The 26,396-nt window shown below is 57.1% G+C and carries 34 protein-coding genes; 5 read left to right on the top strand and 29 right to left on the bottom strand.

Features of this window, described 5'->3' with window-relative positions:
* Positions 1–2: 2 nt before the first annotated feature.
* Positions 3–671, bottom strand: a complete 669-nt coding sequence (locus tag VMN77_04145) for a lysophospholipid acyltransferase family protein (GenBank protein HTN42970.1) — start codon at positions 669–671, stop codon at positions 3–5.
* A gap of 65 nt (positions 672–736) precedes the next feature.
* Between VMN77_04145 and VMN77_04140 the strand changes: the two genes are divergently transcribed.
* Entirely contained in the window at positions 737–1,030 is a 294-nt protein-coding gene (locus VMN77_04140; GenBank protein ID HTN42969.1) for a 4a-hydroxytetrahydrobiopterin dehydratase, read from the top strand.
* Here the strand turns inward: VMN77_04140 and VMN77_04135 are convergent.
* The 5 genes from VMN77_04135 to VMN77_04115 all read right to left on the bottom strand — a co-directional run bounded on the left by VMN77_04135 (position 1,027) and on the right by VMN77_04115 (position 3,525).
* The gene (locus VMN77_04135; GenBank protein HTN42968.1) at positions 1,027–1,482 is read right to left on the bottom strand and encodes a hypothetical protein; all 456 of its coding nucleotides are present in this window, start codon (positions 1,480–1,482) and stop codon (positions 1,027–1,029) included. The two genes, VMN77_04140 and VMN77_04135, sit on opposite strands and share 4 nt — an antisense overlap.
* A complete protein-coding gene (locus VMN77_04130; protein HTN42967.1) occupies positions 1,469–2,281 on the bottom strand; it encodes a tetratricopeptide repeat protein in 813 nt (270 codons plus the stop codon). The genes VMN77_04135 and VMN77_04130 overlap by 14 nt, the downstream gene beginning before the upstream one ends.
* Before the next feature lie 22 nt (positions 2,282–2,303).
* Positions 2,304–2,549: a hypothetical protein gene (locus VMN77_04125; protein ID HTN42966.1), complete on the bottom strand. Its 246-nt coding sequence runs from the start codon at positions 2,547–2,549 to the stop codon at positions 2,304–2,306.
* 299 nt (positions 2,550–2,848) lie between these two features.
* Positions 2,849–3,241 carry a DUF393 domain-containing protein gene (locus VMN77_04120; GenBank protein ID HTN42965.1) on the bottom strand — a complete coding sequence of 131 codons (393 nt, stop codon included), beginning with the start codon at positions 3,239–3,241 and terminating at the stop codon, positions 2,849–2,851.
* Entirely contained in the window at positions 3,238–3,525 is a 288-nt protein-coding gene (locus tag VMN77_04115) for a YciI family protein (protein HTN42964.1), read from the bottom strand. The genes VMN77_04120 and VMN77_04115 overlap by 4 nt, the downstream gene beginning before the upstream one ends.
* A 183-nt stretch (positions 3,526–3,708) precedes the next feature.
* Between VMN77_04115 and VMN77_04110 the strand changes: the two genes are divergently transcribed.
* Positions 3,709–3,906: a hypothetical protein gene (locus VMN77_04110; protein HTN42963.1), complete on the top strand. Its 198-nt coding sequence runs from the start codon at positions 3,709–3,711 to the stop codon at positions 3,904–3,906.
* 158 nt (positions 3,907–4,064) lie between these two features.
* On the opposite strand, the gene VMN77_04105 is transcribed toward VMN77_04110, so the two are convergent.
* From VMN77_04105 to VMN77_04095, 3 genes are all read right to left on the bottom strand, one after another.
* Positions 4,065–4,397: a DUF971 domain-containing protein gene (locus VMN77_04105; protein ID HTN42962.1), complete on the bottom strand. Its 333-nt coding sequence runs from the start codon at positions 4,395–4,397 to the stop codon at positions 4,065–4,067.
* Positions 4,390–5,706, bottom strand: a complete 1,317-nt coding sequence (locus VMN77_04100; GenBank protein ID HTN42961.1) for a CCA tRNA nucleotidyltransferase — start codon at positions 5,704–5,706, stop codon at positions 4,390–4,392. The genes VMN77_04105 and VMN77_04100 overlap by 8 nt, the downstream gene beginning before the upstream one ends.
* Before the next feature lie 154 nt (positions 5,707–5,860).
* Positions 5,861–6,133, bottom strand: a complete 273-nt coding sequence (locus tag VMN77_04095) for a cold shock domain-containing protein (protein HTN42960.1) — start codon at positions 6,131–6,133, stop codon at positions 5,861–5,863.
* A gap of 131 nt (positions 6,134–6,264) precedes the next feature.
* Here VMN77_04095 and VMN77_04090 point away from each other — a divergent pair, with 131 nt between their 5' ends.
* The 3 genes from VMN77_04090 (at position 6,265) to VMN77_04080 (ending at position 8,119) form a co-directional block, all read left to right on the top strand.
* Positions 6,265–6,855 carry a uracil-DNA glycosylase gene (locus VMN77_04090; GenBank protein HTN42959.1) on the top strand — a complete coding sequence of 197 codons (591 nt, stop codon included), beginning with the start codon at positions 6,265–6,267 and terminating at the stop codon, positions 6,853–6,855.
* A 1-nt stretch (position 6,856) separates the two neighbouring features.
* Entirely contained in the window at positions 6,857–7,540 is a 684-nt protein-coding gene (gene nfi, locus VMN77_04085) for a deoxyribonuclease V (GenBank protein HTN42958.1), read from the top strand.
* 126 nt (positions 7,541–7,666) lie between these two features.
* The gene (locus tag VMN77_04080) at positions 7,667–8,119 is read left to right on the top strand and encodes a hypothetical protein (protein ID HTN42957.1); all 453 of its coding nucleotides are present in this window, start codon (positions 7,667–7,669) and stop codon (positions 8,117–8,119) included.
* Positions 8,120–8,201: 82 nt separating this feature from the next.
* On the opposite strand, the gene VMN77_04075 is transcribed toward VMN77_04080, so the two are convergent.
* The 20 genes from VMN77_04075 to VMN77_03980 all read right to left on the bottom strand — a co-directional run bounded on the left by VMN77_04075 (position 8,202) and on the right by VMN77_03980 (position 26,373).
* Positions 8,202–9,224: a hypothetical protein gene (locus VMN77_04075; GenBank protein ID HTN42956.1), complete on the bottom strand. Its 1,023-nt coding sequence runs from the start codon at positions 9,222–9,224 to the stop codon at positions 8,202–8,204.
* Between the two features lie 44 nt (positions 9,225–9,268).
* Positions 9,269–9,634, bottom strand: coding sequence for a Rieske 2Fe-2S domain-containing protein (locus VMN77_04070; GenBank protein ID HTN42955.1), 366 nt, complete (start codon positions 9,632–9,634; stop codon positions 9,269–9,271).
* Between the two features lie 283 nt (positions 9,635–9,917).
* Positions 9,918–10,487, bottom strand: coding sequence for a hypothetical protein (locus tag VMN77_04065; protein HTN42954.1), 570 nt, complete (start codon positions 10,485–10,487; stop codon positions 9,918–9,920).
* Positions 10,484–11,431 carry a hypothetical protein gene (locus VMN77_04060; GenBank protein ID HTN42953.1) on the bottom strand — a complete coding sequence of 316 codons (948 nt, stop codon included), beginning with the start codon at positions 11,429–11,431 and terminating at the stop codon, positions 10,484–10,486. The genes VMN77_04065 and VMN77_04060 overlap by 4 nt, the downstream gene beginning before the upstream one ends.
* 14 nt (positions 11,432–11,445) lie before the next feature.
* Positions 11,446–12,330 carry a ParA family protein gene (locus VMN77_04055; GenBank protein ID HTN42952.1) on the bottom strand — a complete coding sequence of 295 codons (885 nt, stop codon included), beginning with the start codon at positions 12,328–12,330 and terminating at the stop codon, positions 11,446–11,448.
* Between the two features lie 95 nt (positions 12,331–12,425).
* Positions 12,426–12,923, bottom strand: coding sequence for a MerR family transcriptional regulator (locus VMN77_04050; GenBank protein ID HTN42951.1), 498 nt, complete (start codon positions 12,921–12,923; stop codon positions 12,426–12,428).
* A 163-nt stretch (positions 12,924–13,086) separates the two neighbouring features.
* Positions 13,087–13,821, bottom strand: a complete 735-nt coding sequence (locus VMN77_04045; protein ID HTN42950.1) for an HAD-IA family hydrolase — start codon at positions 13,819–13,821, stop codon at positions 13,087–13,089.
* A 92-nt stretch (positions 13,822–13,913) separates the two neighbouring features.
* On the bottom strand, positions 13,914–14,465 hold the full coding sequence (locus VMN77_04040) for a DJ-1 family glyoxalase III (GenBank protein HTN42949.1): 552 nt from the start codon (positions 14,463–14,465) through the stop codon (positions 13,914–13,916).
* 435 nt (positions 14,466–14,900) lie between these two features.
* On the bottom strand, positions 14,901–15,857 hold the full coding sequence (locus VMN77_04035) for an AgmX/PglI C-terminal domain-containing protein (protein ID HTN42948.1): 957 nt from the start codon (positions 15,855–15,857) through the stop codon (positions 14,901–14,903).
* A 14-nt stretch (positions 15,858–15,871) separates the two neighbouring features.
* Entirely contained in the window at positions 15,872–16,228 is a 357-nt protein-coding gene (locus VMN77_04030; protein HTN42947.1) for a hypothetical protein, read from the bottom strand.
* Positions 16,225–16,869, bottom strand: a complete 645-nt coding sequence (locus VMN77_04025) for a tetratricopeptide repeat protein (protein HTN42946.1) — start codon at positions 16,867–16,869, stop codon at positions 16,225–16,227. The genes VMN77_04030 and VMN77_04025 overlap by 4 nt, the downstream gene beginning before the upstream one ends.
* Positions 16,866–19,673 (bottom strand): tetratricopeptide repeat protein, encoded by a 2,808-nt coding sequence (locus VMN77_04020; protein HTN42945.1) that lies wholly within the window; start codon positions 19,671–19,673, stop codon positions 16,866–16,868. The genes VMN77_04025 and VMN77_04020 overlap by 4 nt, the downstream gene beginning before the upstream one ends.
* Positions 19,670–21,535 carry a hypothetical protein gene (locus VMN77_04015; protein ID HTN42944.1) on the bottom strand — a complete coding sequence of 622 codons (1,866 nt, stop codon included), beginning with the start codon at positions 21,533–21,535 and terminating at the stop codon, positions 19,670–19,672. Before VMN77_04015 ends, VMN77_04020 begins: the two co-directional genes overlap by 4 nt.
* On the bottom strand, positions 21,519–22,061 hold the full coding sequence (locus VMN77_04010) for an AraC family transcriptional regulator (GenBank protein HTN42943.1): 543 nt from the start codon (positions 22,059–22,061) through the stop codon (positions 21,519–21,521). The genes VMN77_04015 and VMN77_04010 overlap by 17 nt, the downstream gene beginning before the upstream one ends.
* 2 nt (positions 22,062–22,063) lie before the next feature.
* Positions 22,064–22,993: an FAD:protein FMN transferase gene (locus tag VMN77_04005; protein HTN42942.1), complete on the bottom strand. Its 930-nt coding sequence runs from the start codon at positions 22,991–22,993 to the stop codon at positions 22,064–22,066.
* A gap of 67 nt (positions 22,994–23,060) precedes the next feature.
* Complete coding sequence (locus tag VMN77_04000) at positions 23,061–24,242, bottom strand: DUF3570 domain-containing protein (protein ID HTN42941.1); 1,182 nt, start codon at positions 24,240–24,242, stop codon at positions 23,061–23,063.
* A complete protein-coding gene (locus VMN77_03995) occupies positions 24,239–24,460 on the bottom strand; it encodes a DUF4266 domain-containing protein (protein HTN42940.1) in 222 nt (73 codons plus the stop codon). Before VMN77_03995 ends, VMN77_04000 begins: the two co-directional genes overlap by 4 nt.
* Positions 24,461–24,465: 5 nt before the next feature.
* Positions 24,466–24,966, bottom strand: coding sequence for a TlpA disulfide reductase family protein (locus VMN77_03990; protein ID HTN42939.1), 501 nt, complete (start codon positions 24,964–24,966; stop codon positions 24,466–24,468).
* Between the two features lie 22 nt (positions 24,967–24,988).
* The gene (locus VMN77_03985; GenBank protein HTN42938.1) at positions 24,989–25,630 is read right to left on the bottom strand and encodes an outer membrane beta-barrel domain-containing protein; all 642 of its coding nucleotides are present in this window, start codon (positions 25,628–25,630) and stop codon (positions 24,989–24,991) included.
* An 8-nt stretch (positions 25,631–25,638) separates the two neighbouring features.
* Positions 25,639–26,373 carry an SH3 domain-containing protein gene (locus VMN77_03980; protein HTN42937.1) on the bottom strand — a complete coding sequence of 245 codons (735 nt, stop codon included), beginning with the start codon at positions 26,371–26,373 and terminating at the stop codon, positions 25,639–25,641.
* Between the last annotated feature and the right edge of the window lie 23 nt (positions 26,374–26,396).

The following is a 26,396-nucleotide window of genomic DNA, read 5'->3' as shown; positions in this document are numbered from 1 at the left end:
CCTCACAACGACGCATGCAATCTTCCGATCTCGGCCATGACGGCATCCACGATCCGATGGGCCGTCTCGACGCTGTCGGGATGATCATAGAACCGCCGGAGGTCCACCGGCGGACCGTAGACGATCTTCGCCCGACGTCCGATCCGGGGGATCCAGGCGTCCCGCGGGAGAATTTTGTCCGTTCCCTTGACCGCCACCGGAAGGATGGTCGCCGGGCGGGCGTCATAGATCACCTTGCCGACCCCCGATCGGCCCGGAAGGATCCGGCCCGTCGTGGACCAGGTCCCTTCCGGAAAAACGACGAGCACGTCCGTCTTGAGCGCGGCGACCATCCGCCCCATCGACTCCAGATCCCGCCGCCCGCGCCGGACCGGGAAGGCCCCGATTATATACATCACGGCCCTTGAAAACCACCCGGTGAACAGCTCCTCCTTCGCGGCCGCGCGCCACCAGACGGACGAAAATCGCGGCATCGCCGTAATCCCGATCAGGAACGGATCCAGGGCCGAGATATGGTTGGACAGAATCAGCACTCCCCGCTCGCCCCTTGAAGGGATGTGCTCTCGTCCGAAAACCTCGATCCGATTGAAAACCCGGAAAAGAAGATCCAAAAGGCAAAGGGCGGTAAAATGGATCAGGTTGATCGATAATCCCGGTCCCGCTCGCTTCATGATTGCTTTATCTATTCCCCGGGGCATAAAATGTCAAGAGTGGATCGCATCGGAGAGGAGAGCGCATGGCCGAAAAATTATCAACCGCCGAGATTCAACAACAACTGAAGGCGCTGAGCGGCTGGCAGTGGGCGGACAACGCCATTAAAAAGCCATTCGACTTTGATTCGTTTATGGCGGCGATCCGGTTTGTGAACCGCGTGGCCGAGCTGGCCGAGGCCGTCGATCATCATCCCGATATCACGATTAATTACCGAAAAGTCACGATGGCCCTCACCACCCATTCCGCCGGGGGATTGACCCAAAAGGATTTCGCGCTGGCCGGGAGGATCGAGGGGGCGGCGGGCGAACCGCGTTAACGGGCCGGCTCCTCCAAGGCCAGGAGGCAGCGGGCCACTTTATGGGCAACCTGCTGCGGGGATGAAAGATCCAGGACCGTCTGGAATACGATCGCATAATGATCCGAAGTCGCCTCGGCGCTTTCCTCCAGCCCCTCCCGAAGCAGGGCCGCGCGGTACCGGTCCACGATCGGCTTCAAGTGGTACCGGGCCACCCGAACCAGTTCATCGTCCGCCATGTCCTCCGTCTGGTCGCCGGTCAGGAGCCCCCTCATTTCTTCCATGTCGACGCCGAACTGACAGGCCAAGCGCCCGTCTCCGTAAAGCTCCACCAGACAGTCGGCTTCCGGGAGATTCAGCAGCAGCGACCCGCCGTGTTCATCCATGCCGTCGAGCCGCTCGTAAGACCAGCCCAATTTTTTAAACGCCTCCTCGATGTCATCCAAACGCGGGTGATCTTCAGGACTGGACATGGCTTCCACCCTTCCTTGATTGTCTCAACCGTTCCAGGCGCATCCGGTTTTCATTCAGCTTCGGGAGCTGGTATTTTTCATCGATGGCCACCACCCGTTCCAGCAGGTCGATCGCCGCATCGCCGCGCCCAAGGCTTTGATGAACCGCGGCCAGGTTGTACCAGGCCGCCGCCATGCCGAGTTCGTCTCCAAGCCGCCGGCTGATCGCCAAGGCCTCTTCGGACCGCCTCGACGCCTCGTCCAAGCGACCCTGCATCCAATAGGTTTTTCCTAGGCTGTTAATCGTTCGGGCCAGCTCCGGACTGTCTCCCAGTTTCCGGAGTTGACGGATCGCTTTCTCAAAATGTCCGATCGCCGAGGACAGATCGCCCTCATCGCGAACCGCAAGGGCCAGGTTGCCGTACAACATACCGAGCCCCCGGAAATCTCGAGAGGGCTCCAAAAGATCGATGGCTTCCAGATAATAGGCCTTGGCGTGGTCCGTCTCATTGCGGTCGGCGTGAAGGTTCCCCATGTTCGCCAGCGTGATTCCAATCACCCGCGCATCGCCCAGCTTCCGATGAATTCCGAGCACTTCTCGGTAACAGACCAGCGCTTCCTCTTTGTTCCCTATGGAGGCGTAGACGTTGGCCAGATTTCCGAGTGTGGCGGCCAGCTCCCAGGGATTTCCCGTCCGCCGGTCCATTTCCAAGGCGCGTTCATAATAGGAAAGCGCCTCGCCGTAGCGCCCCTGCTGAAACAGCCGATTTCCTTCTTCGTTTAAGGCCGAAGAGGACATGACATCCTTGCGCGGGTCCAAAGACGGATTTTCCGGAGGTCGGTTACGGTTTGAGTTCCGAGATGGCCTCGCGAACGCGGTCCTCGACCTCGTCATGGATCAAATCATCCGAAACGAAGTCCACCAAGTCGTCCTCGGAGACCGTGATAAACTTGCGGGCCTTTCCTTTGGACAGCGAGATCAAAAACAGGCTGTTGCTGGACGAGGTCGGGATGACCACGGTCACTTGGGGATCGACGGCCTTGATCATTTCGATGAATTTTTCTTTGGCTTCATCCAATTCGGTCATCGGCCGCCCCTCCCTGTTCGTATCCTATCTAGCATTACAGCCTGCAGTCTATAGGCAGAACCCCGCATCTGTCAAGTAGATGCATTTTTAATAGCGGTGGCTGCCCGGCGAGCAAGGGGGAAAGAGGGGGGAGGACTTCGACGGGCCCCGGCGAGCCGCTCCATGCGGCTTTGCCGGCGACAAGCGAGGGCCCGGCCCTGCCGGTCCGAGCGCGGGGTCTGAGGGCGTCGGAGAAGCGAAGCCCGAACGGGCCCCCATGGATAATGGCGGCGACACATGCCCCTGTAATCCTTTCCCCGTTATAATGTCGGCCCGAATAATCGGTAGCGATTGCGGGCCAGCCAGTCATAAAACCGGGCGGCCAGCCAGGGCACACCCGGAACGTAAAACAGCCATGCCAACACCCGTCCGCCGGCCAGAAAAGGCAACATCGAACGGAACGCGTCCATGCCGATCCGGATATGTCCTCCGCCGTCGATGAAAAGCATGGCCCGGGGCGGCTCCCCGTGCGGCCACAAACCCGCCGGGTCCTCCCGGTCCAGTTCCGGAAACCATCCCGCGAATTCCGGGTCCTGAAAAGCCAAATACCCGATCCGCCGATGGCGATCCCATCGGACGACGAGGCCTTGGGCCCAACGGCACAACTCGCACTCCCGGTCGTAAACAAGCGTGTTCCCAGCCCGCCGGCTCACAATCGTTGATCCTCCTCCGGGAAGACCTGAGTGAACGGCCGGACCTCCACCTTCTCAAACACCCCCTGTTCAACATAGGGATCTTTTTGAATGAAGGCCCGGGCCTCTTCGATCGAGTCGGCCTCGATGATGATCAGGCTGCCGCTGCGATCCGAAAAAGGCCCGGCCAGAATCAATTTTCCATCCGATTCAAGCCGTTTCAGGCGGTCCAGGTGGACCGGCCGGAGGGTCTTCCGTTTGGACTGACCTTCGGGCCCGTCCATCCCGATAATGACGAATTTCATTCCCGTGGCTCCTTCCCGTTCGGGTATTCCATGGCATAGGCCCAAAGGCCCATGGCCCTTGTTCATCTAGGTCTTCTGCAGTCTTAAATCGGGACTTCCGGCGGATTGCCCAATCTGCGGAAGACGTTTAAAGTAATGCTATACCGACCCCGATGCCACGGGGGTTGAATAAGGAGGTGCCTCATGACATGCCCGCGCTGCGAAGGATTGATGGTGGAAGAGCGGCTTGAGGATCTACGGGACGATACCGGGCAAATCTTCTTCCATGCCTGGCATTGCATCGCCTGCGGCGAGATCCTGGATCCGGTGATCCTGTCCAACCGGCAACAGAATCCCAAGCCGATCCGCCACGGAAATAGAAACCTGCTGGTCTATAACTGAAGCTGAAATCTCAGGGGCGAACCTCGCCCCCTCCATCCGAGCTTGTTCGCCGCACATTCCAGAATCGTGTGTGCGGCGAGGCCTCGTACCTTCGGTCAAGCCGGATGGAGCCCCCTTTCTCCCCGGCCAGGCCCGCTTAGTACACCACTCGGATTAATTTACGACCGGACCGACCGCTCCGAGGCGCATTGAGGACACGGGCAGATCCCTCGAAGGAGATCAAACGCGTAGATGCCCGTGGAATGCCCGTCGCTCCATTCGATATGGATCGCATACTGTCCCACCGCGCTGATTCGTAACGGCCGGATGTCCGCGGGGATCATATCCGGACGAACCATTTTGCGCCCCGTCCATTCCTCCACACAGGCCGCGCAGTGGCAATTGTCCCTCAGATACGCCGGGGGATAGATTCCTTCGTGGCCGTCGCTCCAGGCCACGCGAATCGAACCATCCTCCCGCTTCTCGATCTCGACCGGTTGAACTTTAAACATCCTCAGTCCCAAACTCCCGCCGCAGCCATTCAAGCGCCTCGTCGCGGGTCTTGATCGTTCCTTCCAACTGCGCATCTTCCAACTGCGTAAGGATCTTGGAGAAAAGAGGCCCGGGCCGATAGCCCTTTGCGATCAGATCGTCCCCGGTCAACAAGCGCTTCGGCCGGATCTCCTCCGGCCCCAGCTCGGCCAATTTTTTTTTGCAAAATTCCCAATTCGTCAGATCCCCGTGGCTGGCCAGACAGTCCAGACGGTGGAGCTCCAGATGGTCAGAAAAATAAGGCTGGCGAAGAAACCGTTTGAGCGTGCTTTCCCTCATCTGCCGAACATCCTTGAATCGGAGATGATCGCGGACCAGATCGGTCACCCGCTCGGTCTGCTCGTTCGAGAGTCGGAGCCGCCCGCAGACGGCCTCGGTCATCCGCGCGCCCACTTCACAGTGGTTGTCGAATCGGATCCGGTCCCGGATCGAAAAGGTCGCCGGCTTTCCGACGTCGTGCAACAAGGCCGCCAGCGCCAGTTCGAACGACGGATGATCCAGGTTCTTGAGCAGGAGCAATGTGTGGGTCAACACATCCCCCTCCGGGTGAAACTCCTTCGGCTGCTCCACGCCGGCCATGGCCAGGACCTCCGGCAGAATCTTTTTCAGCAGGCCGGTCTCGATGAGAAGGGAAATGCCGTCGGAAGGACTCGGTCCGGTCAAAATCTTTTTGAGCTCGTCCCGAATCCGCTCGGCGCTGATCTGTTGAATCTGTCCGGCCAGATCCCGGAGGGCCGCCTCGGTCTTGGGCTCGATGACGTACCCGAACCGGGCGGCGAACCGGACGGCCCGCATCAGCCGGAGCTTGTCTTCCTCAAAGCGTTCATGCGGATCGCCGATGGCCCGGATCACGCCGCCCGCAATGTCCCTCCGGCCTTCCACATAGTCGATGATCTCCTTTTTCAGGGGGTCGTAAAACATTCCGTTGATCGTGAAGTCCCGCCGCGCGGCGTCTTCGCGGTCATCGGAGTAGTGCACCTCGGCCGGATGGCGACCGTCGATGTACCGGCCGTCCGAACGAAAGGTGGTCACCTCAAACTCAAACCCGTTCTCGATCACCTTGACGACCCCGAAACTGACCCCGACCGGGACGGTCCTGGGAAAGAGCTCCATGACCTGCTCCGGACGCGCGTCGGTCGCCACATCGTAATCCTGGGGCTCATGTCCCATCACAAGATCGCGAACCGACCCGCCGGCCCAATAGGCGCGGAAGCCCGCTTCGCGCAGGACCTTGACAATTTCGACAGCCTTCTCACCCATTTCGCTCATGATGGTCTATTATAGGGGTTCACCTCGCCCCCTCCCTCCGGCTGAGGAGGAACGGAACCCCCACCTCTCCCTCGCCGTGCTCGCTGAAGTGATTCCCTCGAGCAACAGGCTTGTCCGTGAATATCTATATTCTACTGCAGCGGGGCCGGGATTGTCACCCATCCTTGTTTGATCCTCCGGCGGGCCGGACCACGGTGGCCACGGGCGCTTTGGGAGTCGTGGGACCACGAAACTCGTCGAATTCAAATTCCACCTCATCGCCCGGGCGCAATTTCTCGAAATCCAGCCGTTCCAGATGGCTGCGATGAAAAAAGAAGTCCCGGCCGTCCTCCGATATAATATGGCCGTTGCCCCGGCCGGCCTCGACCGTTTTGATCTTGCCTTTTAACCGCATCGCCTCCCAACCCGCAATGATACCCGGAAACACACCCACAGCTTACCCTTACCGTATACGCCCATAAAAAATATCCGTCAAGAGGAAAGGAGATTTCCCCGCATGGGCCGGTTGATTTTGGATGCGAGATGCCGTATCCTTACAACGAACTTCCGGGATGACGGATGACCGCCCTTCAACAATTCTACGAAGAGATCCGGGATTGCCGTAAATGTCGGCTGTGCGAATCCCGCACCCATGTGGTGTTCGGCGAAGGCAGCCCCAATGCCGAGGTCATGTTTGTCGGCGAGGCGCCCGGCGAGAACGAAGACCTCCAGAACCGGCCCTTCGTGGGAGCGGCCGGCAAACTGCTCACGGATCTCTTAGGCGGCATCGGCCTAAAACGCGAAGACGTCTATATCGCGAATGTGATCAAATGCCGCCCGCCGGAGAACCGAAACCCCCTGACGGATGAGATCGATGCCTGCCTGCCCTATCTCTGGAAACAGATCGAGTTGATCAAGCCCCGCGTGGTTTGCACCCTGGGAAACTTTGCGGCCCAGGCGCTTCTTGATAAGAAGGTGGCGATCACCAAGGTGCGCGGTCAGCATTTCCAGGTGAAAAACTTCCTGGTTTTTCCCATCCTCCATCCCGCCGCCGTGCTGCATCAGGGAAATCTGCGCCCCGCTCTTTCGGAGGATTTCCAGAATCTGAAAAAGTTCCTGGCCAAGGGTGTCCAGCCGGCCCCCCAGCCCGAGCAGATGGGGTTTTTTTGAATTGAAATCCCGCGCATTGCATCCCTGGAACCTCTCCCCGAAAGAAGCGGTCGAGGTCCAAAGACAGCTCTCGGCCCGAGTCGTCCAGAAAAATTATTTAAAAACGGTGCGCTTTGTGGCCGGCGCGGACATCGCGCTTTCCAAAAACCCGCCGAGGGCTTATGCCGGCGTCGTTGTTCTGAGCCTCCCCGACCTGAAAGTCGTCGAGGAATGCGGGGTTGTATCCGAACTGAGCTTTCCCTATATTCCCGGCTTGCTGGCCTTTCGCGAGGCCCCGGCCCTTTTGAAGGCCTTTGACCGGATGCGGCACGAACCGGATTTGCTCATGATCGACGGCCAAGGCGTCGCCCACCCGCGAGGTTGCGGCATCGCATGTCATATCGGTTTGTGGCTCGATAAGCCGACGATCGGCTGCGCCAAATCGCGTCTTTATGGAAATTTCCGGCCACCCCCGCGCCATAGAGGGAGTTGGACCCCCCTGACCGGAAATCAAGGGGACGTCATCGGGGCCGTCGTGCGGACGAAGGATAATACCAATCCGATCTTCGTCTCCGTGGGGCACAAAATCGATCTGCCTGCCGCCATTCGCTTCGTCCTGGCCTGCTCCCGAGGATATCGAATCCCCGAACCGACACGACAAGCGGACCACTTCGTCTCGCGCTTGAAGCGGGAAAACAATTCATAAAACTAACCATCCTTTAGATCAATTAGACCAGAACGGGGTTCACCCGAGCCCCCTAAGCAGCCGCGGGCCTTTTGGCCTAAAATTCTTGTTGACAATTTTTTTTCGATCCCATACAATTTCTTTCCCATGCGAATGAAACACTTCATTCTCCCCCTCTTCACCGTTGCGATCGTGGCGGTAGTCCAGCTTTCGGCCGCCGAAGACGCGCCGAAGCCGGCTAACCCCCCTAAAATGATCAGCAACAAGGAAATCAACGTGGACGTATTGGACTACTCCTGGAAAAAAGGTTACACCTGGGAGAACTTCAACAGGACCGAGTTCATCTGGTCGGCCAAGGTCAAAAATAATAACCCAGAAGCCCGCCATATCTGCCTCGATTATCAATTCCTTGACGAGGACAATCTACCGGTTTTGCATAACGGGAAATGCGAAGTGGTTCAGGGAAAATCCGAAGGGATCATCACCAGCAGCATCATGGTCCCCAGCCGCATGGTTGACGACATCAAGAAGAGCACCGTCCTTCCCTTGGAGGCTCACAAACTCCATTCATTCGTTCCCGCCCCGCCTGTTACTCAGTAATATCGCGGAGAGCAAAGTCGTCGATCCCCCCCGACTTTACGAGAACATCCGCGCCCTTTACGGATCCCCGCGCGTTTCAATCTTATTTTTGGGTTTGGTGTGCCGCCGGAGCGGAATCTTGCGTTTGTCGGGACCCGGCGGGATCCGTTCCTTCGAAGGGGAATTCCAAACTATTATTTCCAAGTGGAATAGGGGATGAGATGCGCGCCTTGACCTTTCCGTTCGTCAGGTCTTGAACCCCTTCCAGCTTGACCGGTTCCGCTTCTTGAAGGATCGCCGAATTCTCACGATCCTCCGGCCGGAGCAATGCCCGCAAATCGATTTCCATCCGGTGAATGACAGGACGGGCCAGACCGTTCGACAGGTCAACCACAACCAGGTAATCCTCTCCCCCGATCCGATCGCCGAAGGCGACCTTCCGGTCGTGATCAAACCAAAAAAAACCGTTCGGAATGATCGCATGCCGTTTGTTTTCATCCGGCACCCAGACCCGATAGTGTTTCTTCCCGGCGTTGCTTTCCGGATAAATTGGATGCCCCACCTCGGTCAGCCGTCCGATGGGATCGTTCCGGTAGGCCTCTTCCCCCCGCATCCGATTTTCATCCGCGGAACCGGCCAGATCGTAAACCAGGACCAGATCGCTCATCACGGGCGGCTCGGCCGTCTGCGGCGGGTAAAATTTTCGATAAATCAGGAAGCGCCCCGTTAGGGACAGCGTGTTTCCAAAACCGATGAAGGAATCGGCCTCTTCCCGGCTTTTCAGATCAATCAAGGTTGTCACGGGGGAGTGCAGGTTGGCTTCCTCCCCCGTGACGATCAGCTTTCCCGGAATGAGGGAAAGGTTGAAAACCTTGGCCGTGATATTGTCCAAATAAACGGGATACTCGCGGTTATTGACCCTGTCGGTGACCGAGATGGTAAATTTAACCCTTCCGCCCGTTTTCGGATCGAACCAAGGCTCCCCCTCTCCCGATAGGACCGCGCGAAACTCCTCATCTTCGGCCGAGATCGACTTTTGCGCGTTGTCCTCCGCATACGCGTCGATCGTCGGACGGAATGACAGGATCACCAACATACAGAACAGGATTTGTATAATCGAGGGCATGATATCGCCGAAATACCGAGTGATGATACTTTTTCCAGGCGAGCCTAATCCGTCGCCATGCCGATCCGAATTTGCTCCCCTTCGATCTGTACGGGATAGGTTTGGACTTGAACGGCTGGATTAATCGGGGAACGACCCGTCTTCAGGTGAAATTGCCAACGGTGCCACGGACAGGTCAGCACCATTCCCTGGACGGTTCCGGCCACCAACGGACCGCCTTCGTGAGGGCAGAGGTTGTCAACGGCATAGAACTCGCCTGCAATATTAAACAAAGCGATCTCGATTCCTTGGACATAAACGACTCGGGCTCTACCGGGATCAATCTCGGTTGTTTTCGCCACCGTAAAAAACTTCGTATTCAGACCGCGACCATCCTTTCCTAGGCACAACCGCAACCGCCCGAACCGCATCCGTGGGATCCGCTCGGTCGGGAAGGGCCGGCGCTTCCTTCCACCTTCGAGGCAAAGGTTGAAAAGAGACGCTGAATTTTATTCGTCCCGCAGTGAGGACAAATCGTCTCGCCCGCTTGAACATGGACGCTTTGTAACAGGATAAACGACCGGGCGCATTGATCACACCGATATTCGTACATGGGCATGAGATAGAACCTCCTTCTCGCTGTTTGGCCTAATTTTAATATGGGTCCGTCAAAATTACAAGACTAAAATCGACGAGGCTTGGGAGGAATCCACGCTACGTAGGCAGGCTTTTCGGGAAAAACCCTTCAAAAAACTTGCGTTCCGTATCGGTAAGCTGGGCCTTGGACGAAGGATCCTGGGACGCGGAAGACACGGAGGCGGCCGGCGAATTCGATTTCCGGCCGGTGAACGATACGGGATCCAGGAGAAGCGCCCGTTCATGATTGAGTTCCACGGCGCGATACTCGTAGAGTTCGATGTCAAAGGCGATGAAGGCGATGGATTCCTGCAGGGTGGTCGTAAAGGAAGGGGCGACCAGGATCGCCCGGGGCGACGGGGAGAATTCCACTCCAGGCTTATTAAACAAGCGGGCCAAAAGCGGATGATGACGAATAACCCATTTCAATTGCCCGAGAGTCTTTATAAGAAGGGCATCATCTTCCGCGATGGAGAATATCAGGAGGACAAAACGCCGCTCCTCATCGACCCCGAGGCAGAGCGGGCCCGCGTCGGAACCCAATTCCCGCTCCAGCAGATCGATCTTGCCGCCCAAATCCTGAAGCTGGGCCAACAGGAGTTTCTCAAGAGCCGCGTTATCTTGAAGAACAATCCGTTGCAGTTTCATATTTCCTCCACGAGGTCCGCCGTGCGACGGAGCCCGTCAAAAAAAGAATATGCGACCCCGGGGCGAATGGAGGCCATCCCCTTCTCCGGCTGAAGGTTCCGGGCCGCCGCGGAAAAACCCACCGAGGCTTGAGCCGTATGATCCAAAAGGGCCAGCGGAACTTTTGCGGCGATGGAGCGATCGATCAGCGGATCCTCCGGAATCATCCCAAACCATTCCAAGGTTTTCCCTAAAAACCGCGTCACCGCTTCGCTTAATTTATTCATACACGCCGCCCATCCCTCTTTGTTCTGCCTTCCGAACCCAAGAATCCCGATTCGCAGACCGGGATTTAGATGAAACAAATGTTTGCAGACTTGGTAGGTCTGGAGAACCGTATCGGCGTTCAGATCCACCGAGAGGATGACCCCCTGCCCGAGCTTCGCCCATATTTCAAAAGAGGGATTTTCTTCGTAAGCGGCATGAATCAGGATCTGCTCGGCCTTGTCTTCCTCCTGGCGCAAGATCTGGGAGAGGATCTGCTGCTCTTCCAGAGCAAAACCCCGGAGTTCATCCGGACACAATCGAAAACTCAGTATCTTCATTCCCATCGGTCCGTCCAGAACGATCTGTTTTTGCGATTGTTCCAACAAATCGTTTAACGACGGTTGGATCTGGGCGATTCCAAAAACTTTGTCCAGAGCGGGCAGCGGCGACGTCTCGATCACCAGGACCTGCCGTCCGCACCGCGCCAGTTCCACGGCCAAGTTGGCTGTAAAAAAAGCCGACGGAAGACGGGGAACAAGCCCGAGGGTTAACCATACCCTGGTCCTCAAGGTCACGGCCTCTCCGAATTTCCGGGCCGTCGGGCTCATTCGATTGAAGGCCGGCGCGGCTACGGAACCGGAGAGGAAAAGATGCGAAATATCTTCCACGCCCTTTCCCGACCTTTTCTTTGAGTTCATCCGTTTACCCTCGTTTAAATAACCGTTCGTTTCGACGGATCCGGTAGGATTTCTTCGATGAGAATCGGTCCCAGAAATTTCTGGGCCTCGATTTCCGGTATCATGGGCGACACCTTTTCCGTCACGGCGGCGACGGAATCTTCGACCTCCTGCGCGACGACCTCCTGGGCCAGTCCCATATAATCCGTCGTTCCTTTTGAGTGAGGATCAAACTCGGTGATCGGCAAACCGTGTCTGGCCGCCTCGCGAAGCTTGACATTGTTACGGATCATCGTCTTGAAGGTGCGCTCCACAAAGTGCCGTTGCACTTCGCCTAAAATTTCCTGAGCAAAGCGCACGCGACTGTTCACCATCGTGGCCAGGGCCCACACCGTCACTTCGTGACCGGTATGTCGGGCGACCACATCGACGATCTCGATCAACTTTGTCAGGCCATGAAGGGAAAAATAGCCCATATCGACCGGAACGATCGCCTCGTCGCTGGCCCTCAATGCGTTGAAGGTCAACATCCCCAGACTGGGCGGCGAATCGATGATGATGTAATGATAGGTCCGCCGCAAGGTCTCGATGGCGGAGAGCAGGCGCTGCTCTTTCTGCAAGGCCGTCGCCAGAAGCGGCTCCGCCGAGCTGAGCGTGATATTGGCGGGGGCCAGATCGAGATTGGGACAGATCGCTTCGTAGATCACATCATCCAGGCAACTGTCCTGGGTCAAGACCTCCGTCATTCCTTTGGTAAGATCCTCCGGTTTGAGGTTCAGTCCGAGAGAAGCATGGCCCTGCGGGTCCAGATCAATTAATAACACACGCCGGTTCAGCTTCGCAAGAGAGGCCGACAGGTTGATGGCCGTCGTCGTTTTACCGCATCCCCCTTTTTGATTGATGATCGAGATCGTGCGCATATACTCCTCCTTTCTACATCGGTGAATGGATATCCTCCGATGGAACAGATTCTCGACCGATGATCGGATTCAGATCGACGATCGACAGAAAAGTATTATGACGCCTTATCAATCTGTCGGGACGGCCCGTGACTTTTGTGAATCTTTCGAAACTTGCCGAGCTCTCGAACGCGTTTCTGCCACTTATCGACGGCCTGTTGAATTTCGGCCACCTCGACGATCCACTGCTGACCGGAGATCGCCTCGAAGACCGTTCCCTCATAAAATACCAGGACCATGTCCCCTGTGGCGACGAGCGTCAATTCGGCGAGCGGCCGCCTGACGGTCGGAAGGACCCTTTGAAGCTCTCCGATGCTTTGACGAATACGCTGGAGCGATACACCCGCGTCCAACAATTTTTTCGCCGTCCTGAAGGAAACAAGATCCGGGAAGGTATAGCGGGAATGACCGCCGGGAGTGCGAAAACTCGGTTTGATAAGACCGCTGTGATCCCAGTGCTGAATCTGGCGCCGGGTCAAACCGATGATCTCGCCGACCTCATGAGAGGTGAAGAAGTCTTTTTGATTGTTGCCCGTTGACCTGTTAGGATGCATCCGCTCTGTTTATAATACGGCGTGGAATAAAAGTCAAGAAAAAAGCACATTTTGTTTATAATATGTGCAAATTTTCCAATATTGTCTCATAACAAATTGTTTTATATAATTAATTAAAAATAAATTTTTGCACAGAAACCTGTGGATTTGATAAAATATGAAGCTATAGCGGTTTGACGGATGAAAGAATTTCGGTCAAGGTTTCGATCGAGAGCACACCCTCCGGCGCCTCTGGATGGTGGCTTCGATTGAGATAGATCGGAATAAGTCCGGCGGCGGCCGCACCCTTGACATCGTCTTTCAGACTGTCGCCGACGTGCACCGCTTCACGGGGTTGGAGGTTATGATGTTGCAAGGCCTTCAGAAAGATCTGGGGATCCGGTTTAGCCGCGCCCTCCCGACTCGAAATCTGAATCGAGTCCAAATACTCGAAGATCTCCAAATCCGTACAGACCGTCAGGATTCGCGAATCGAAGTTTGAGATAACGCCCAGCACGAATCCGGCCTTCTTCAGATCGTGAAGCGCGTCGCGGGTCTCCGGATAGAGTTCCCATCCCCGAATCCCGGCAAAGGCTCGGAATACCTCCTCGAAATACTGATCGAAGTTCCGGATCATTCCGACTCTTCGGAAGACCTCGAGAACGACGGCGTACCACCATTTTTTTTCCGATCGCCTCAGAAGACCCGCCTGAAGCCTTGAAAAGACCAGCGGCGGTGCTTTGGGAAAAATTTCGTGAAAGGCTTGCTCGATCGCCTCGGGTGTGGTTCGCACCCCATAAGGCCTTGCAATTTCCCAATAGACCTGTCCCACCCCTCCCCGCACATGGAATAGCGTTCCGACCGCATCAAAAAAAATCGCCCTGGCATATATGGAACCGGACATTTTGGTGACACCCATGAGTAAAGTCCTTGGTCCTTCTAACGAGCCACGTGAGCGAAAGGGAGAGGCCCCATTCCGCCTCAGGCGGATGGAGGGGGCGACGAGGGCCCCTATGACAGACGAGCGAGTACCCCCCGGTTGACCTCCTCCATTTTGGAACGGCCTCCCAAGATCTCGACCAGTTTCATGGCAAATTCCATGGCGGTGCCCGGGGCGCGGCTGGTGATGATATGACCGTCTACAACGACACGATCCTCGCTGTATTTCACCTCCGAAAGGTCCTTTTGAACCGACGGATGGCTGGTGATGTTTTTCCCGTCAACAATTCCGACGGCCGATAGGACCAGGGGGGCCGCACAAATGGCCGTGATGTAACTCCCACGGCTCTCCATGTCTTGAAGAATTTGCCTGACCTTTGGATTCTCCTTCAGGTGCTCTGCACCGGCCGCGCCTCCCGGAAGAACGATCATGTCGAACAATTTCGCGGTGACGGAATCGAGCAAGACATCCGCCGCCACCTTGATCTTGTTTCGGCCTTCAATTTCACCCTCGACCGTTCCGGCAACCGTCACATCAATACCGGCCCGGCGAAGTATGTCGATCACGGTCACGGCCTCTATTTCCTCAAAACCCGGCGCCAATGGGACCAACACCCTTTTCATAATACCCTCCTTGAAAAACCCCGGCCTTCCAACCGGGGATTCTCCGATCCGGATCGAGAAACCCCTGTTTTTCATTCGCACGCTGATCCCTCCCGCACAGGAGGGGATTGCACTCGCCGCACGGGTTCAACGGTGCTATTGTATGGACCTGCGGGCTGGGATGTCAAACAAAACGAAAGGCCCGGGATCTCCGAAGAGAACCCGGGCCTTTACGTTGGGCACGCAAGGGTCACGCGGGGTCTACGCGTGAGAGATCCTGCCGGATCTCTATCTTAAAATTATCATGGAATTATAGATTGTCAAGAACTTAACTTGTTGGAAACAAATAACATTAAATATATTTTTCCCTCCGGAAAACTCCTTTCAGACACCCAATTTTTCAGAAAAAAACGTGCGGTACTGGACCCCCTCAATGGGGCGAAGAACCAAGACTTTTTACACCGGAAAGAAAACGAAGGGATAGGTCACAACAACAATACCGTCATAGAGGTGGGGGAACTTCCACATCTTGATCCGGCCGGCCAGAGCTTTTTCCAGCGGCGCATAATCCATCGTGCTGCTTACAACACGGGCCTCAACGACTCTTCCGCTTCCGTCGATTGAAAATTCGACCGTGATCGTTCCCTTCAGTGTGGGATTACTCTGGAGCTCTTTGTTATAGAGATAAATGAGGCCGCCCTTATACTGCTCGACAACTCGCGAAATGGCGTCGTAGTTAATGGAGGCATTTCCGGATCCGGAGCCGCCGCCCTTGAAACGGACGCTTATCCCGTTCCCGAGCCTTTCTCCACGATGGCCCGATCCGTCCCCCGGGGAACTCCCTTGGAACGGGGCCAGCTCAACCTCGTCCCCTTTTTCAAGCGTGACCTGCTCCCCTTTCCGGAGCCGGCCGATACCGGCGATCTTCTGATCCGCGAGCTTCGTTTTCGCGGGCAAAGCATTCTTGATGGAAGGCCGACCCCTTTGTGACGCGGGGGAGGTGATGAGATCAACGGACGAGAGCGCTTGGTCCAATTTCTTATCTCCGATCATCGCGCTCAATTGCCTCCCGGCAGCCCCATCATTCAAAGAACCCAGTAGACCGCTTCTCATTACAATTTCCCGTTTCTTCGGAGCGGGCTTCTTTGAATTTTCAGGCGGGGTGTTCCCCGATTTGGGTTTCGCCGGTTCTTTATTCGGTTTGGCCGCCTCCGGGACGATCGGGGGCGGTATCGGGGCCGGATTCTTCAGAATCAGCTTGGCCACCCGATTTGGAAGGTTCTTATAATCAGGCTTTTCTAAATGAGGGATGGGGAGGAGCGTCATGGCCGCCGCGAAAGAAAAATAAAAGGCGATGCAACGCAAAAGGATTTTTCTGAAACGCGCCTCATTCTGGTCTTGATAATAAGACATAGGTTGATGCGTCCTCATTGGAGTCGGCGGGAGCGGCTGCCCCACCGATGCTCAAACTGGTCCCGATCCACTGGTTCGAGGATTTCGTTCGTAAAGCTCCTCCGAAGAGGCACCCCTTCTTCTGTCGCAGGGGGAAGTACTTTCCAAGGGATAACATAGACCACATGGGGTTTCTCAAGCGTCCCCTGGATCTCGGTCCCCTCCATCAACAACCGTTCGGTGTTTGTTGATCCTTCCCGTTGGGGTTGTTCCTGGGTCCTTTTTTCGGCCCCCGGGCCCTCCTTGGAGGGGAGGTCGGCCGAAAGCCCCGTCCCCCCGGACAGAATAATTCCGATAAGGAATCCGATCGCCCCTATCAGGAAGGGCTTCATGGGGCCCTCCTTGACTCGTCGATCCTTTTCTGAAGGGCCGAGATCCAGATCTGGATTTCTTTCGAATCCCCTCCCCCCAGCTCCAAAAACCGTTGATAATGGCGGATGGCCTCGCCCGGGTCGTTGAGGTAGAGGTCGTAAAGGACGGCCAGATTGTAATGGGCATCCGTAAAATCCGGAGAAATAATCAGGGCGGTTTTGTAGGCCGCCTCGGCCTTTCGAAACTCCCCCTCCTCACGCAGGGCAATGGCCAAATTGTAATAAACCTCCGCGTCGCTTCGATCGATCTCAAGGGCCCGTTGATAAGAGGCGATCGCCTCCGAGAGGAGTCCGAGTCGCTTGTAGGTCACCCCCAGGTTCACATAAAGAATTCCCGTCTTTGGATAGCTGTCCCGAAGTCTTTCAAACAAAAGTCGCGCCTCCTCGTTCTTCCCGTTCTCGAGGAACCGCACCCCCTGCTTGAACTGGAGCAGGGACCCGTCCGGTTCCGGAGGACGCGACAAATCGTTCCGGAATTCCGGAACGGGTTGCGATGAAACGGCCGGGACGGGGGATACCGGGGAGGTCCGGATACACCCGGCCGACGTCATCCCAAGCACAAGGAATAGAATCCCGGTCATCCAATCCACGCGTTTCATCATCGCGCCTGCACCATTTTTGCCGGGGGGTCTTGCGTCGCTTGGGTCGATAAATGACCTTGACCGATATCGGTGACAACCCGCTCCGTCCTTTCCGGTCTGCGATACAGGGCGGGCCTCAGCTCGGCCAGACGCTCGTAACTTTTTTTGATCCAATCGTTATAAGGGCTGTTCTGGTCTTGGATCCTTCGCACGTTGCTGAAATAGGCTTCAACCGCCTTTTGCTCAAAGGGAAAGGCCTTCTCCTCGAGTTGGAAACGGTATTCTTCCTGCTCTTCCTTATTCAGGTTACGAGGGAGTTCCGCTTCCAGCAGGGATGATTTAAAATTCTCAAAAATCTCTCCCAAACGGTAAGAAGAGGCCGTGACCACATCGGCATACCGGGTTTCGATGGCCTTTCTGTAAAGGTCGACCGCCTTTTCCATGGCCTTGGCCTTCTTTTTCAGGGTTTTGTTCAAAGGCTTCTCCAAGCGGATGGTCTTAAAATTCCTGAAGGCCTCCTCCCCGATCTGAAAGAGGGCCTCGGCCGCAAACGGGGTCGCGGGGTATTGTTGTTCGACCTTTTCAAAGAGTTTCAGCGACTCCCGATTTTTTTTCTGATTCTGCCGGGCATGGGCCATCTTGAACAAGGCTTCAGCCGCATCCGGGTTTTGGGGAAAACGCTCGCTGAAGCGCGAGAAGGACTCGTAGCACCTCTCCCACTGCGCGCCCTTCTCGTAATAAAGACCGGCCGTGAAGAGAAGATGGGGGACAAGACTCTCGTCCCGAATCCGCTCCGCGGCGGAGACATAGGCGTCCGCGGATTGGATCCATTTTTCCTCATTTTCATACAATAAACCGACCTGGACGAGCGCCTGGCCCGAAAGCGTCGAATCCGGAGAGAGAAGGACCAGCCTCCGATAAATGGCGATCGCCTTTTCGGGCTGCTTCATCCCCTCGCGGATCTCCGCGGCCTCGAAAAGGGCCCGCGGGGCCAGGTCGCTCTGCGGGGCCTCGTCGGCCACGTCTTCAAAGAGGCGGGCCGCCTCCTCCGACCGGTTTTTCCGCTTTCGGTCTTCCCCTTGTTTATAAACGGACGCGGCCAACAGATCGGCGATCTCCCGACGCCCCTTCAAATCCGACGGGGGAAGGGAGGCCAGGGTCTGACGGTAGCCCTGTCGGGCCTCCTCGAAACGCCCCTCCCTCGTATAGCTGTGCGCCACAAGTTTGAGCGCGGTCGTCGCTCCCTCGTTTCCTGGAAAACGGGCCGGAAAGTCCTTCAGGACACCGAGCGTCTCGTCGTAGCGACCTTCCTCATAGAGAATCTCACCCGCTTTTAACAACAAGGCGGGGGCTTTCGGATCCCGAGGAAAAGCGGCGGCAAAGCGCTTGGAAAGATCGATCACCCGATCGTCTCCCGCCCGGCTCTTCATTTTTTCATACGCCACGACCGCGTCATAGGCGGCCTTCTCATTGACGCCGTTTTTCGGGTCACCGTAGGCGGCGGCCACATATTCCGCTCCGGCTTGGGAGAACTCTTGCAAGGTAAAAAGTGTCTCGGCCAGAAACAGATGGACATCCGGCGCTTCTTTCTCTTGTGGAAACTCGGTCAGAAATTGTCTATACCAGCCCGCGGCCTTCCGGTAGTCCTCGTCGTCCTTCACGGCCTGGGCGCGGGAATGGGCCGAGAGGGCCAGGCGATAAAGCGCGGCTTTCACGAGAGGACGAGAGCGGGCGCGGGCCGCTTCGTCATTGGCCCGGTACCAGGGGCTTCTGGAGGCGTAGTCCGTCACCAATTGAATCCGCGCCTGCTCGGCGGCCTCCGGGTCCTTTTGTTTCTCGTCGATTTCGAGGATGTAGGACAGGAAGATCGGGGCCATGGGATGGAGCGGATGTTCCCGGATAAACATCCGGTAGGTCCCGGCGGCCGAGGAGAAATCCCCATCGGACATATACTGATTTCCGATCATCGTGTAGAGTTCTTTTTCGTAGAGGGGCGCCCCGTTGCCGCGAAAATACGTCGAGAGCGGAACGGCCCCCCCGAGCATCCGAAACGAGGTCGCCACATAGGTCAGGGCCTCCCAGACCAAAGAACCCTTCTCGGCGGAGAGATCGGCTTCCGAGGTCACCTTCTGATTCACGAGCCGAAGGAAGTGATCGATCGCTTTTTCGTATTCTTTCATGTTGAAATACGTCCACCCGAGTTTGTACTGCGCCTTGTCGACGAAAAAAGGGTCCTTGAAGGTCAGGGATTGTTCATAGGCCGCCGCGGCTTCCCCATATCGGCGCTGATCAAAATAATACTCGCCCAAGCGGAAAGAGGCCTCCTGCCGGTAGCGGCTCCCCGGATAATCCTTCCGGAGTCGCTCGATGGCCGCCACGGCCTTCTCCCGGTCTCCCATTTCGGCGTAGGCGCGAGCGAGCGCATAGAGGACCTGATCGTTCTCTCGGTAATCCGGACTGAAACGAAGCAGTTCTTCATAGGTCTCGATCGCCCTCGTATCGTCGACCAAAGGCGGCGGTCCGTCGGGGTGGGCCTCATAAGCCTCCATCGCCTTGAGGAAGCGCCGATTCGCGCCATCAAGATAAAGGTCGCCCAAGCGCTTCAGGGCCTGTGTTTTCAAGGCGGGATCGACCGGATGGTAGCGGTTCAGGAAATCCTCGTACTCTTTCACCACCGATCCTTCCCGGGCGTTCACCGGCTCTTGCCGAAGCGTCTCGATTTCCTGGACGGTCAATGAGGCCTGTCCTTCGGCCCGTCGCGTGTCTTTGCCGAGACTGCACCCGACGAGCAGGAAAAGGCAGGATCCGATCGCGATGATCCTCATGGCCGACTCTTTAGATCCATGATCTGGATCTGGTTCAGCTTCGCCACGGCCGCCAGTTGCTCGATCCGACCCCGCTTTTTGTCGAGGGCCTGCAACAAGAGGGCCTGCAAAGGGGGAAGCAGTCTCCTTTGAAGATCAAGGGCCGTATCTTCCTTCTCCAGGAGGGCTTGATGGGCCGCATGAATTCTCTGGCGAAACCGTTCGATATTCCCCTCCATGGACGGGATCGAGGCCGTCAACCGGGCCCGCCGTTCGGACAGCGTTTCCAGGCCTTCCTCGAGCTTTCCCGCGCTTCTCCGAAGGTCGTCGATTCTACCGGGCGCCTCGGTGATCACCCTCCAGAGGAGTTCCCCCCGAGCCAGAGCCAGCCGGCGGTTGGCCGCCTCCAAATCTTTTTTCAACGCCTCCAAATCCCGCGAGGCGCCTCTCGCCTTCCCGATCGCCCTCTGCAGTTCCCTTCCCTCCGCTTGCGCCCCGGTCAATTGGTCGAATTCTTCCCTTTCCCGGCGGGTGGCCAGGGCCTCCACATCTTCCTGATGGATCGCCCGTTCGAGCCGGGCCCGGAGGAGCCGTCCCTTTTCTTGAAGCGCCTTGACCGGATCGTCGTCCAGAAACCGTCGGAGAGTGGGAAGGTGTCCCTGGAAGACCTCTTCCCGGTGATCGACCATGATCTGAAAGACTCCCATGTCCGCCACCTTCCGGTCGAGATAGGCCACCAGAGAGGAGACCTCCCGATACTGGCCGATCCGAAACCGAAGCAGGTCGTCATCCAGAAAAGGAATCAAGCGGTCTTCTTGAGGATGCTCCGGTGGGGCGAGCCATGCGGCGAGTCGATCCCGGTCCTGTATCAAGCCTCGAAGCTCGCCGATTTCTTTCTCCTTCCGGCCGTAAATGTCGAGGGCCTCCCCGTAGCTTTGAAGGGACTTCGCGAAGGCCCCCAGTTTCTGATAACTCCCTCCGATGGGAATCAGTCCCTCCAGGGCGTAGGCATGATCCGGAAAGGTTTGGAACAGTTCCTGAAAAGGCGGGAGGGCTTCCGAGTAACGTCCCGCATTGAAATCCGCCCACCCCTCTCCGAAAAGGACATCGGGATAAAACGGGCTGGATTTCGGAATGGAAGCGAAGGCCGTCCGGGCCTCTTGAAACCGTCCCCGCTCCATCAGGAGAAAGCCCAGGATCAGACGGCTCTTCTCGGTAAAGGCCTGGAGCGCCGGGTCCCCGCGGGGAGGGAGTTCCCCCAGACTTTTCAGAAGGGCGATCGATTTTTCGAAATCTTCCAGCCCGGCGTAGGACTGGGCGACGGCCAGACGGGCGAAGGGGGAGTATCCGCTGTAGGGAGGAATCGCTTCCAGGACGCGGATCCCTTCCTGAAAATCGCCCCGGATGTAATGACTCATCCCGGCCAGGTAACGCGCCTGATCCGTCGATTCAAAACCTTCGACCGGGGATAACAATCCGAAGGTGTCGATCGCCGACTGATAGAGTGCGCGGCGATATTGAAGCCGCTCGATCAGGAGGAGGAGCTGGCTCCGGCTGCTCCCCGTCGGGAATTGTCCGACCCATCGGTCGAAAAGGAGGGACGCGGGACGATACATCCCCCAGGCGATGTAAAGACCCCCCAGCAGCAGACGGGTGTCGTTTAAAATCTTCTCGCTGTTTCCGGCCGTTTCCTCGACCAACTTCAACCGGGTGGCCGAGGTGAGATAGTCTCCCAGGAAGAAATGATAGTAGGCCTCCTGTTGCAGGACCTCCGCCCTTTTTTCAAAATTGACCGAGGGCCCTTCCGCCCGAACCGGGGAGACATTGAAACCGAGAATCATTATGATCGGGAAAAACAGCGCTGTTTTAATTCCACGTTTCATAGGCGAACTCGGGTTGCTCTTTTTCCGGACTGTCCCGTATGATGATTTTAATAAAGGCGGCCCCGTCCCCCTTGTTGAAACGAACCGTCTCGGCCCGTTTGTAATCCTTTTCCTGCGGCCCCTTTCCCGTGAAGATCGCCACCAATTCGTGGTCGCCGGACTTCACGTTTCCCATGTAGAGGCGTTGAATGCCCCCTTTTTTTAGCGCGCCGACCTCCCGGTCGGTGTACAGATAGCTTGAGACCAGCTTATCGTCCAGGTTGAGTTTGACCGAATCGAGCGCGAAGTAATTCCCCCCCTCCATCGCAAAGAATACCGCAACGGAGGAGTCCTCCGGAAAGAGCAGGTCTTCCTGAAGCCGGAAGAGAAGCGTGTTCAGATCCAGGATCTTTTGCTTAAGATCCTGAACCTGGCCGTCGAGGTTCTCCATCTCCTGGGGAGGCGCGCCCGCCTCCTGGGCCCTGGAAAGACGGGGCGGAAGGAGCAATAAAACGAGAAGAAAAAGGACGACGATTGGGCTAGGCATTTTCATTTTCCGCTCTTCGCTCCTTCCGACTTCAACGAGGTCAACCCGGATGAAAGATGCATCTTCCCCTGGACGTCGATGATGATCGCGTCCACGCCGCCGATCCGCTCGACCAGGGCCATCCCCCGCTCGGGACCGAGGATAAACACCCCTTTGGTAAGGCCGTCGGTGGTGGTCGCGTCTTTCGCCAGAAGCGTCACGCTCCGGCAGAGGCGGGCAGGGTATCCCGTCCTTGTATCGATGATGTGATGATAGCGGACGCCGTCCTTGATAAAAAACCGTTCGTAGTCCCCCGAGGTCGAGACGGCCTTGTCCTCCAGCGGCAGGACCGCAAGGATCTTGTTCTTGTCGTCCGGATCGCGAAGACCGACCCGCCAGAGATCCTTTCCCTTTTTCCCCTTGACCAGCATATCCCCTCCCGCCATGACGACGGCATCATGGATCCCGTGCTTCGTGAGCACGTCCATGGCCCGGTCGACCGCGTAGCCCTTCCCGATCCCTCCGAGGCCGATCTCCATCTGGGGATACGGAAGAAATACGCTCGAGTCCTTCTCGTTCATTTGAATCTTCCGGTAATCGACAAAAGGGAGTTGCCGGGCGATCGCCTCCGGAGACGGCAGGATCCCGGCCCGAAAATCCCAGAGTTTGCCGACGGAGGCAAAGGAGATGTCGAAGGTCCCCTCCGTGAGTTCGGAAAAATACAAGGACTTCTGGATCACCGAAAAAAGCTCCCGGCTGACCGGGACCGGCGCCTTCCCGGCCTGCTGATTGATGTGCGAAAGCTCGCTGGTCGGCATAAAGTTGCTCATCATCCGTTCCAGCCGGGAAATCTCATCGAAGGCGTCCTGCACGGCCCGCTCCATCTCCGGACGCTTGTCCCCGACCGCCTTGATGATCACCTCGGTTCCCATGAGGGCCCGATTCTCGCTCACGAGGTATTCCGGGGCCTCTTCCCCGTGGGCCGGAAGGGAAACAAGCAGACCGCCGAGGAAAGGGACGCTAATAATTGAAACCCAAATCCGTATGGACGACATAGACCCTCTGTGAATAGAGCGCGCCCGTGCGCGGATCGGTGAAGTTGTCATAGTTGAATACCATCCAGCTGTTGCTGACCTGGACATAGGGATTACGGATGATGCCCCATTGCGCCTGTTTAAGTTTATATTTCAGCGTCAAGCCGACCCATTGATCATGGTATTGGGAGAGCTCCTTGTCCCGCGCCTTGTAAAGCTGACCCGGCGGCAAGCGGTCTCCATAAAAACTCGCCGCATCCTGCCAGTAGTACTGATAAAAAACTCCGCCCAGCCAGTCCGAGAAGAAATAGCGTTGAAGCGTAATCTTGGCGGTCTGGGAGTGGACATCAAAGGTGTCCTGATAGTAGCGGTAATCGAGTTGAACCGAACCCCGGATGCCCCCGTATCCCCCGTCGGAGCCGGCGGAGGCAATTCCGTAGCTGGTCCGGAGGGCCCAGGCCTGTCCGGTCCGTGCGTCCGGGTAGTTTTCGGGCACCAGCGCCCCATCCAGGGTTATGGCGCTGCGATAAGGGTTATTGATGAGACCCTCGTCGGCGGTGAGCTCATAATTAAACTGGATCAGCCACAGGGGCGTCAGGGACTGTGTGATCCCGGTCGAATAAACCGTTCGATTGAACTTATTCCAACCGAAGGCCGGGTCGTTATTTTTCCCGACCTGGTCCCAGGAGCGGGCCACCTTCAGGCTGAAGGTCGTGTTTTTATCGAATAGATCGTGTGCCAGCGCGACCGAAAGCGTGTCGGACAGATAGTCCGATTCACGGCTGTTGATGTAGTCCACACCGACCAGCGTGTCGCCGCGTAAAATATCCGTGCCCAGGCTGTATTCCTTTCGTGTCTCTTTGTACGGACTGGCCTGGGTCACCACATCGATCGAGGCCGAACTGACGATATCCACGTTGTAACCCGCTTTCAGCGAGCCCCCGTTCAAGATATCCTTCCGCACGATGACCGCGGGACCCTGAACGGTCACTCCCCCTCCGTGGTAGTAATTGTAGCCGGCCTCGACCTCATCCTGAGCGGGTTCGATCGCCCCGGATCGCTCGATGGGAACGACGAACCAGGCGATCAACAGAACGGCCTTCACCAGGCGTCCCGGGCCCCGCCGTTCCCGGCCCGCCGCAGGGCTCACCCGTCGGGCTTTCGTCACCTGCAACCGCAACCCCCGCCGGTACCGTTGAACCCGCCCCGCCCCCCTTCCCGGATTTCCCGCACATGTTGGTACCATTGGGCCATCAAGGGGTCGGGGTCAAACTGCATCGTCTCGTCCGCGAGATACTCCCGCTCCCAGGGTTTCACCGAGGCACATCCCGAGACCCCGGTCAGGGCGATCATGAGGCCCATCAAGAGCCAAAACAAGGATTTCATTCCCATCAATCCTTCAGGAGGCCTTTGATCTCCGATTCGTAACGCGGCGGATCGTTGGGTCCGAATCCCCAATGAACGTAGTGAATCAGGCCGTCCTTGCCCACGACAAACGTGGTCGGCATGTTTCGGATCCGATAGAGGTTGAACAGATCGCCGGAGGGATCCAGGACGACCGGGAAGGTCAGGCCCAAGGCGCCGCTCATCCCCGCCGCCTGCGCGGCGACCTTGTCCACGTTCACGGCCAGGATCTCGAGACCGACCCCTTTATATTTCCCGTATATCCGGTTGAAGTAGGGAAGCTCCTCTTTACATGGGGCGCACCAGGTCCCCCAAAAATTAAGCAGGACGATATGCCCCCTCAGCTCGCTGAGCTTGACGTTTTTTCCCACGAGGGTTTTTCCCGTGAAATCGGGCGCCTTTTCTCCCTGTCCGGCGCCGTGAGCCGGACCGGGGCCGAAGAACATCAGGACCGCCAGGAACAGGGGGATCGTTTTTGTCTTATTCATCGCCTTATTCATCGGGCACCTCTCAGAAAAAGACCGCGAAGGCCGCCGTCCCTTCGATATTTTTCATGATCTCGTTCGCTCCGGTGAGGTCGGTCTGAAGGATGTGCGTTCGAAGCTCCACCCGAACCTCAAACCAGTCCACGATGAAGACTTTATAGCCGGTTCCCGCGTCGAAGGTGAAATGGGCCTGCCGGTCGATCTGGGTTTGACCCAGGCCCCCGAGCAGGTAGATCGTCGAATTCAACGTCCTCTTGCGGGTCGGGAAAATCTGCCCCGGGAAAAGATTATAACCCGCACCGGCATTCCAGTACGTGATGTTCTCATCGGCCACGAGGGAACGGCCGGTTAAACGACGAAACGTCTCCTGGTTGAACCGGGTGATCCCGTAGGTCCCCTCGAAAAAGACGTCCTCCGTCAAATGGTAGGCCAGCCGAAAGCCGTAGACCCCCGAGGTGCCGAAACCGTCCAGGGCGTACACGCCGTAATAAGGACCCATCTCCAGCGACTCGGTATCGATCTTGGCCTCCTTCAACTTTTGCTCCTCGACGGGCGGTTTGATGATCGGTTCTTCGCCCTGCGGAAAATTCTCGGCCCGGGCGGAAGAAAAAAGCCCTCCGAGCAGGAATCCGATTACGCCCATCGTCAACACAATCCGCTTAGGCATTCTCAACCCTAGAACCGAAATGAGAGTCCGATGCCGTACTCCTGAAACTCCCGCGTCCGCTCCGGGCTCATGAAGACGGTGTAATTCCGGAAATCGCCCCGGGCGAAGAGGTTCCGGACCAGGGGAATCGAAATCCCGATACCGGCATGGGCCTCCTGAAACGTTTTTTTGGTCACGCCGACCACGAGACTCGACGGCGTCGCAGAGACGATGCCGCCGCCCACCGTCGCCGAAACGGACAGCCAGCGCCAGCGCCACGGGGTGACCACGATCCCCCCCTGATAGAGATCAATGCTTCCCTGATCGCTCGAGACGAAGTTGGCCCCTCCCTCCAGGGAAAGGACGTCCGTCAGGAGGTAGGTCATCCGAACGCTGAGAGAGGGATCCCCGCCGAAGGTCCCCGCTCCCCACGCCAGCTCCAGGCGGTCGGCCAGGTAATCGTCGTAGATCCGGTCCATCACCCCTTTATTCCGGCCCTGGGCCAGAAGGGTCTTTTCGATATCCGCCCGATTAACCCACCCTTCCTTTCCGTTGGACAATCGGATCCGATACCAGTCCGTCCGGCGCTTCAACAGGAGAATCTCCTCCCCCCGTTCGGCAACGTAAAAAACCGGATAGCTCCTTCCCGGTCCGGTATGAATCTCGAGAAACGGTTCGACCACCGACGCCTTCTGATAGGCCTCCTCTCCGAAGGCGGTCTCCGCCGCGATGAAAGGCCCCAGACAAAGGAGCAACAGGGACAATCGAGACCGGGTTTCTCGACGGA

This window comes from Nitrospiria bacterium, from assembly GCA_035498035.1.
Taxonomy (GTDB): Bacteria; Nitrospirota; Nitrospiria; order JACQBZ01; family JACQBZ01; genus JACQBZ01.
The sequence above is the reverse complement of the archived record's forward strand: the minus strand, read 5'-3'. Positions and strand labels throughout refer to the sequence as shown.

Excerpts from the sequence above, each read along its gene's own strand:
- VMN77_04145 (HTN42970.1), bottom strand. The coding sequence starts at position 671 with ATGAAGCGAGCGGGACCGGGATTATCGATCAACCTGATCCATTTTACC.
- VMN77_04140 (HTN42969.1), top strand. The coding sequence starts at position 737 with ATGGCCGAAAAATTATCAACCGCCGAGATTCAACAACAACTGAAGGCG.
- VMN77_04135 (HTN42968.1), bottom strand. The coding sequence starts at position 1,482 with ATGTCCAGTCCTGAAGATCACCCGCGTTTGGATGACATCGAGGAGGCG.
- VMN77_04125 (HTN42966.1), bottom strand. The coding sequence starts at position 2,549 with ATGACCGAATTGGATGAAGCCAAAGAAAAATTCATCGAAATGATCAAG.
- VMN77_04115 (HTN42964.1), bottom strand. The coding sequence starts at position 3,525 with ATGAAATTCGTCATTATCGGGATGGACGGGCCCGAAGGTCAGTCCAAA.
- VMN77_04110 (HTN42963.1), top strand. The coding sequence starts at position 3,709 with ATGACATGCCCGCGCTGCGAAGGATTGATGGTGGAAGAGCGGCTTGAG.
- VMN77_04105 (HTN42962.1), bottom strand. The coding sequence starts at position 4,397 with ATGTTTAAAGTTCAACCGGTCGAGATCGAGAAGCGGGAGGATGGTTCG.
- VMN77_04100 (HTN42961.1), bottom strand. The coding sequence starts at position 5,706 with ATGAGCGAAATGGGTGAGAAGGCTGTCGAAATTGTCAAGGTCCTGCGC.
- VMN77_04090 (HTN42959.1), top strand. The coding sequence starts at position 6,265 with ATGACCGCCCTTCAACAATTCTACGAAGAGATCCGGGATTGCCGTAAA.
- VMN77_04080 (HTN42957.1), top strand. The coding sequence starts at position 7,667 with ATGCGAATGAAACACTTCATTCTCCCCCTCTTCACCGTTGCGATCGTG.
- VMN77_04075 (HTN42956.1), bottom strand. The coding sequence starts at position 9,224 with ATGCCCTCGATTATACAAATCCTGTTCTGTATGTTGGTGATCCTGTCA.
- VMN77_04070 (HTN42955.1), bottom strand. The coding sequence starts at position 9,634 with ATGCGGTTCGGGCGGTTGCGGTTGTGCCTAGGAAAGGATGGTCGCGGT.
- VMN77_04065 (HTN42954.1), bottom strand. The coding sequence starts at position 10,487 with ATGAAACTGCAACGGATTGTTCTTCAAGATAACGCGGCTCTTGAGAAA.
- VMN77_04060 (HTN42953.1), bottom strand. The coding sequence starts at position 11,431 with ATGAACTCAAAGAAAAGGTCGGGAAAGGGCGTGGAAGATATTTCGCAT.
- VMN77_04055 (HTN42952.1), bottom strand. The coding sequence starts at position 12,330 with ATGCGCACGATCTCGATCATCAATCAAAAAGGGGGATGCGGTAAAACG.
- VMN77_04050 (HTN42951.1), bottom strand. The coding sequence starts at position 12,923 with ATGCATCCTAACAGGTCAACGGGCAACAATCAAAAAGACTTCTTCACC.
- VMN77_04045 (HTN42950.1), bottom strand. The coding sequence starts at position 13,821 with ATGGGTGTCACCAAAATGTCCGGTTCCATATATGCCAGGGCGATTTTT.
- VMN77_04040 (HTN42949.1), bottom strand. The coding sequence starts at position 14,465 with ATGAAAAGGGTGTTGGTCCCATTGGCGCCGGGTTTTGAGGAAATAGAG.
- VMN77_04035 (HTN42948.1), bottom strand. The coding sequence starts at position 15,857 with ATGTCTTATTATCAAGACCAGAATGAGGCGCGTTTCAGAAAAATCCTT.
- VMN77_04030 (HTN42947.1), bottom strand. The coding sequence starts at position 16,228 with ATGAAGCCCTTCCTGATAGGGGCGATCGGATTCCTTATCGGAATTATT.
- VMN77_04025 (HTN42946.1), bottom strand. The coding sequence starts at position 16,869 with ATGATGAAACGCGTGGATTGGATGACCGGGATTCTATTCCTTGTGCTT.
- VMN77_04020 (HTN42945.1), bottom strand. The coding sequence starts at position 19,673 with ATGAGGATCATCGCGATCGGATCCTGCCTTTTCCTGCTCGTCGGGTGC.
- VMN77_04015 (HTN42944.1), bottom strand. The coding sequence starts at position 21,535 with ATGAAACGTGGAATTAAAACAGCGCTGTTTTTCCCGATCATAATGATT.
- VMN77_04010 (HTN42943.1), bottom strand. The coding sequence starts at position 22,061 with ATGCCTAGCCCAATCGTCGTCCTTTTTCTTCTCGTTTTATTGCTCCTT.
- VMN77_03995 (HTN42940.1), bottom strand. The coding sequence starts at position 24,460 with ATGAAATCCTTGTTTTGGCTCTTGATGGGCCTCATGATCGCCCTGACC.
- VMN77_03990 (HTN42939.1), bottom strand. The coding sequence starts at position 24,966 with ATGAATAAGACAAAAACGATCCCCCTGTTCCTGGCGGTCCTGATGTTC.
- VMN77_03985 (HTN42938.1), bottom strand. The coding sequence starts at position 25,630 with ATGCCTAAGCGGATTGTGTTGACGATGGGCGTAATCGGATTCCTGCTC.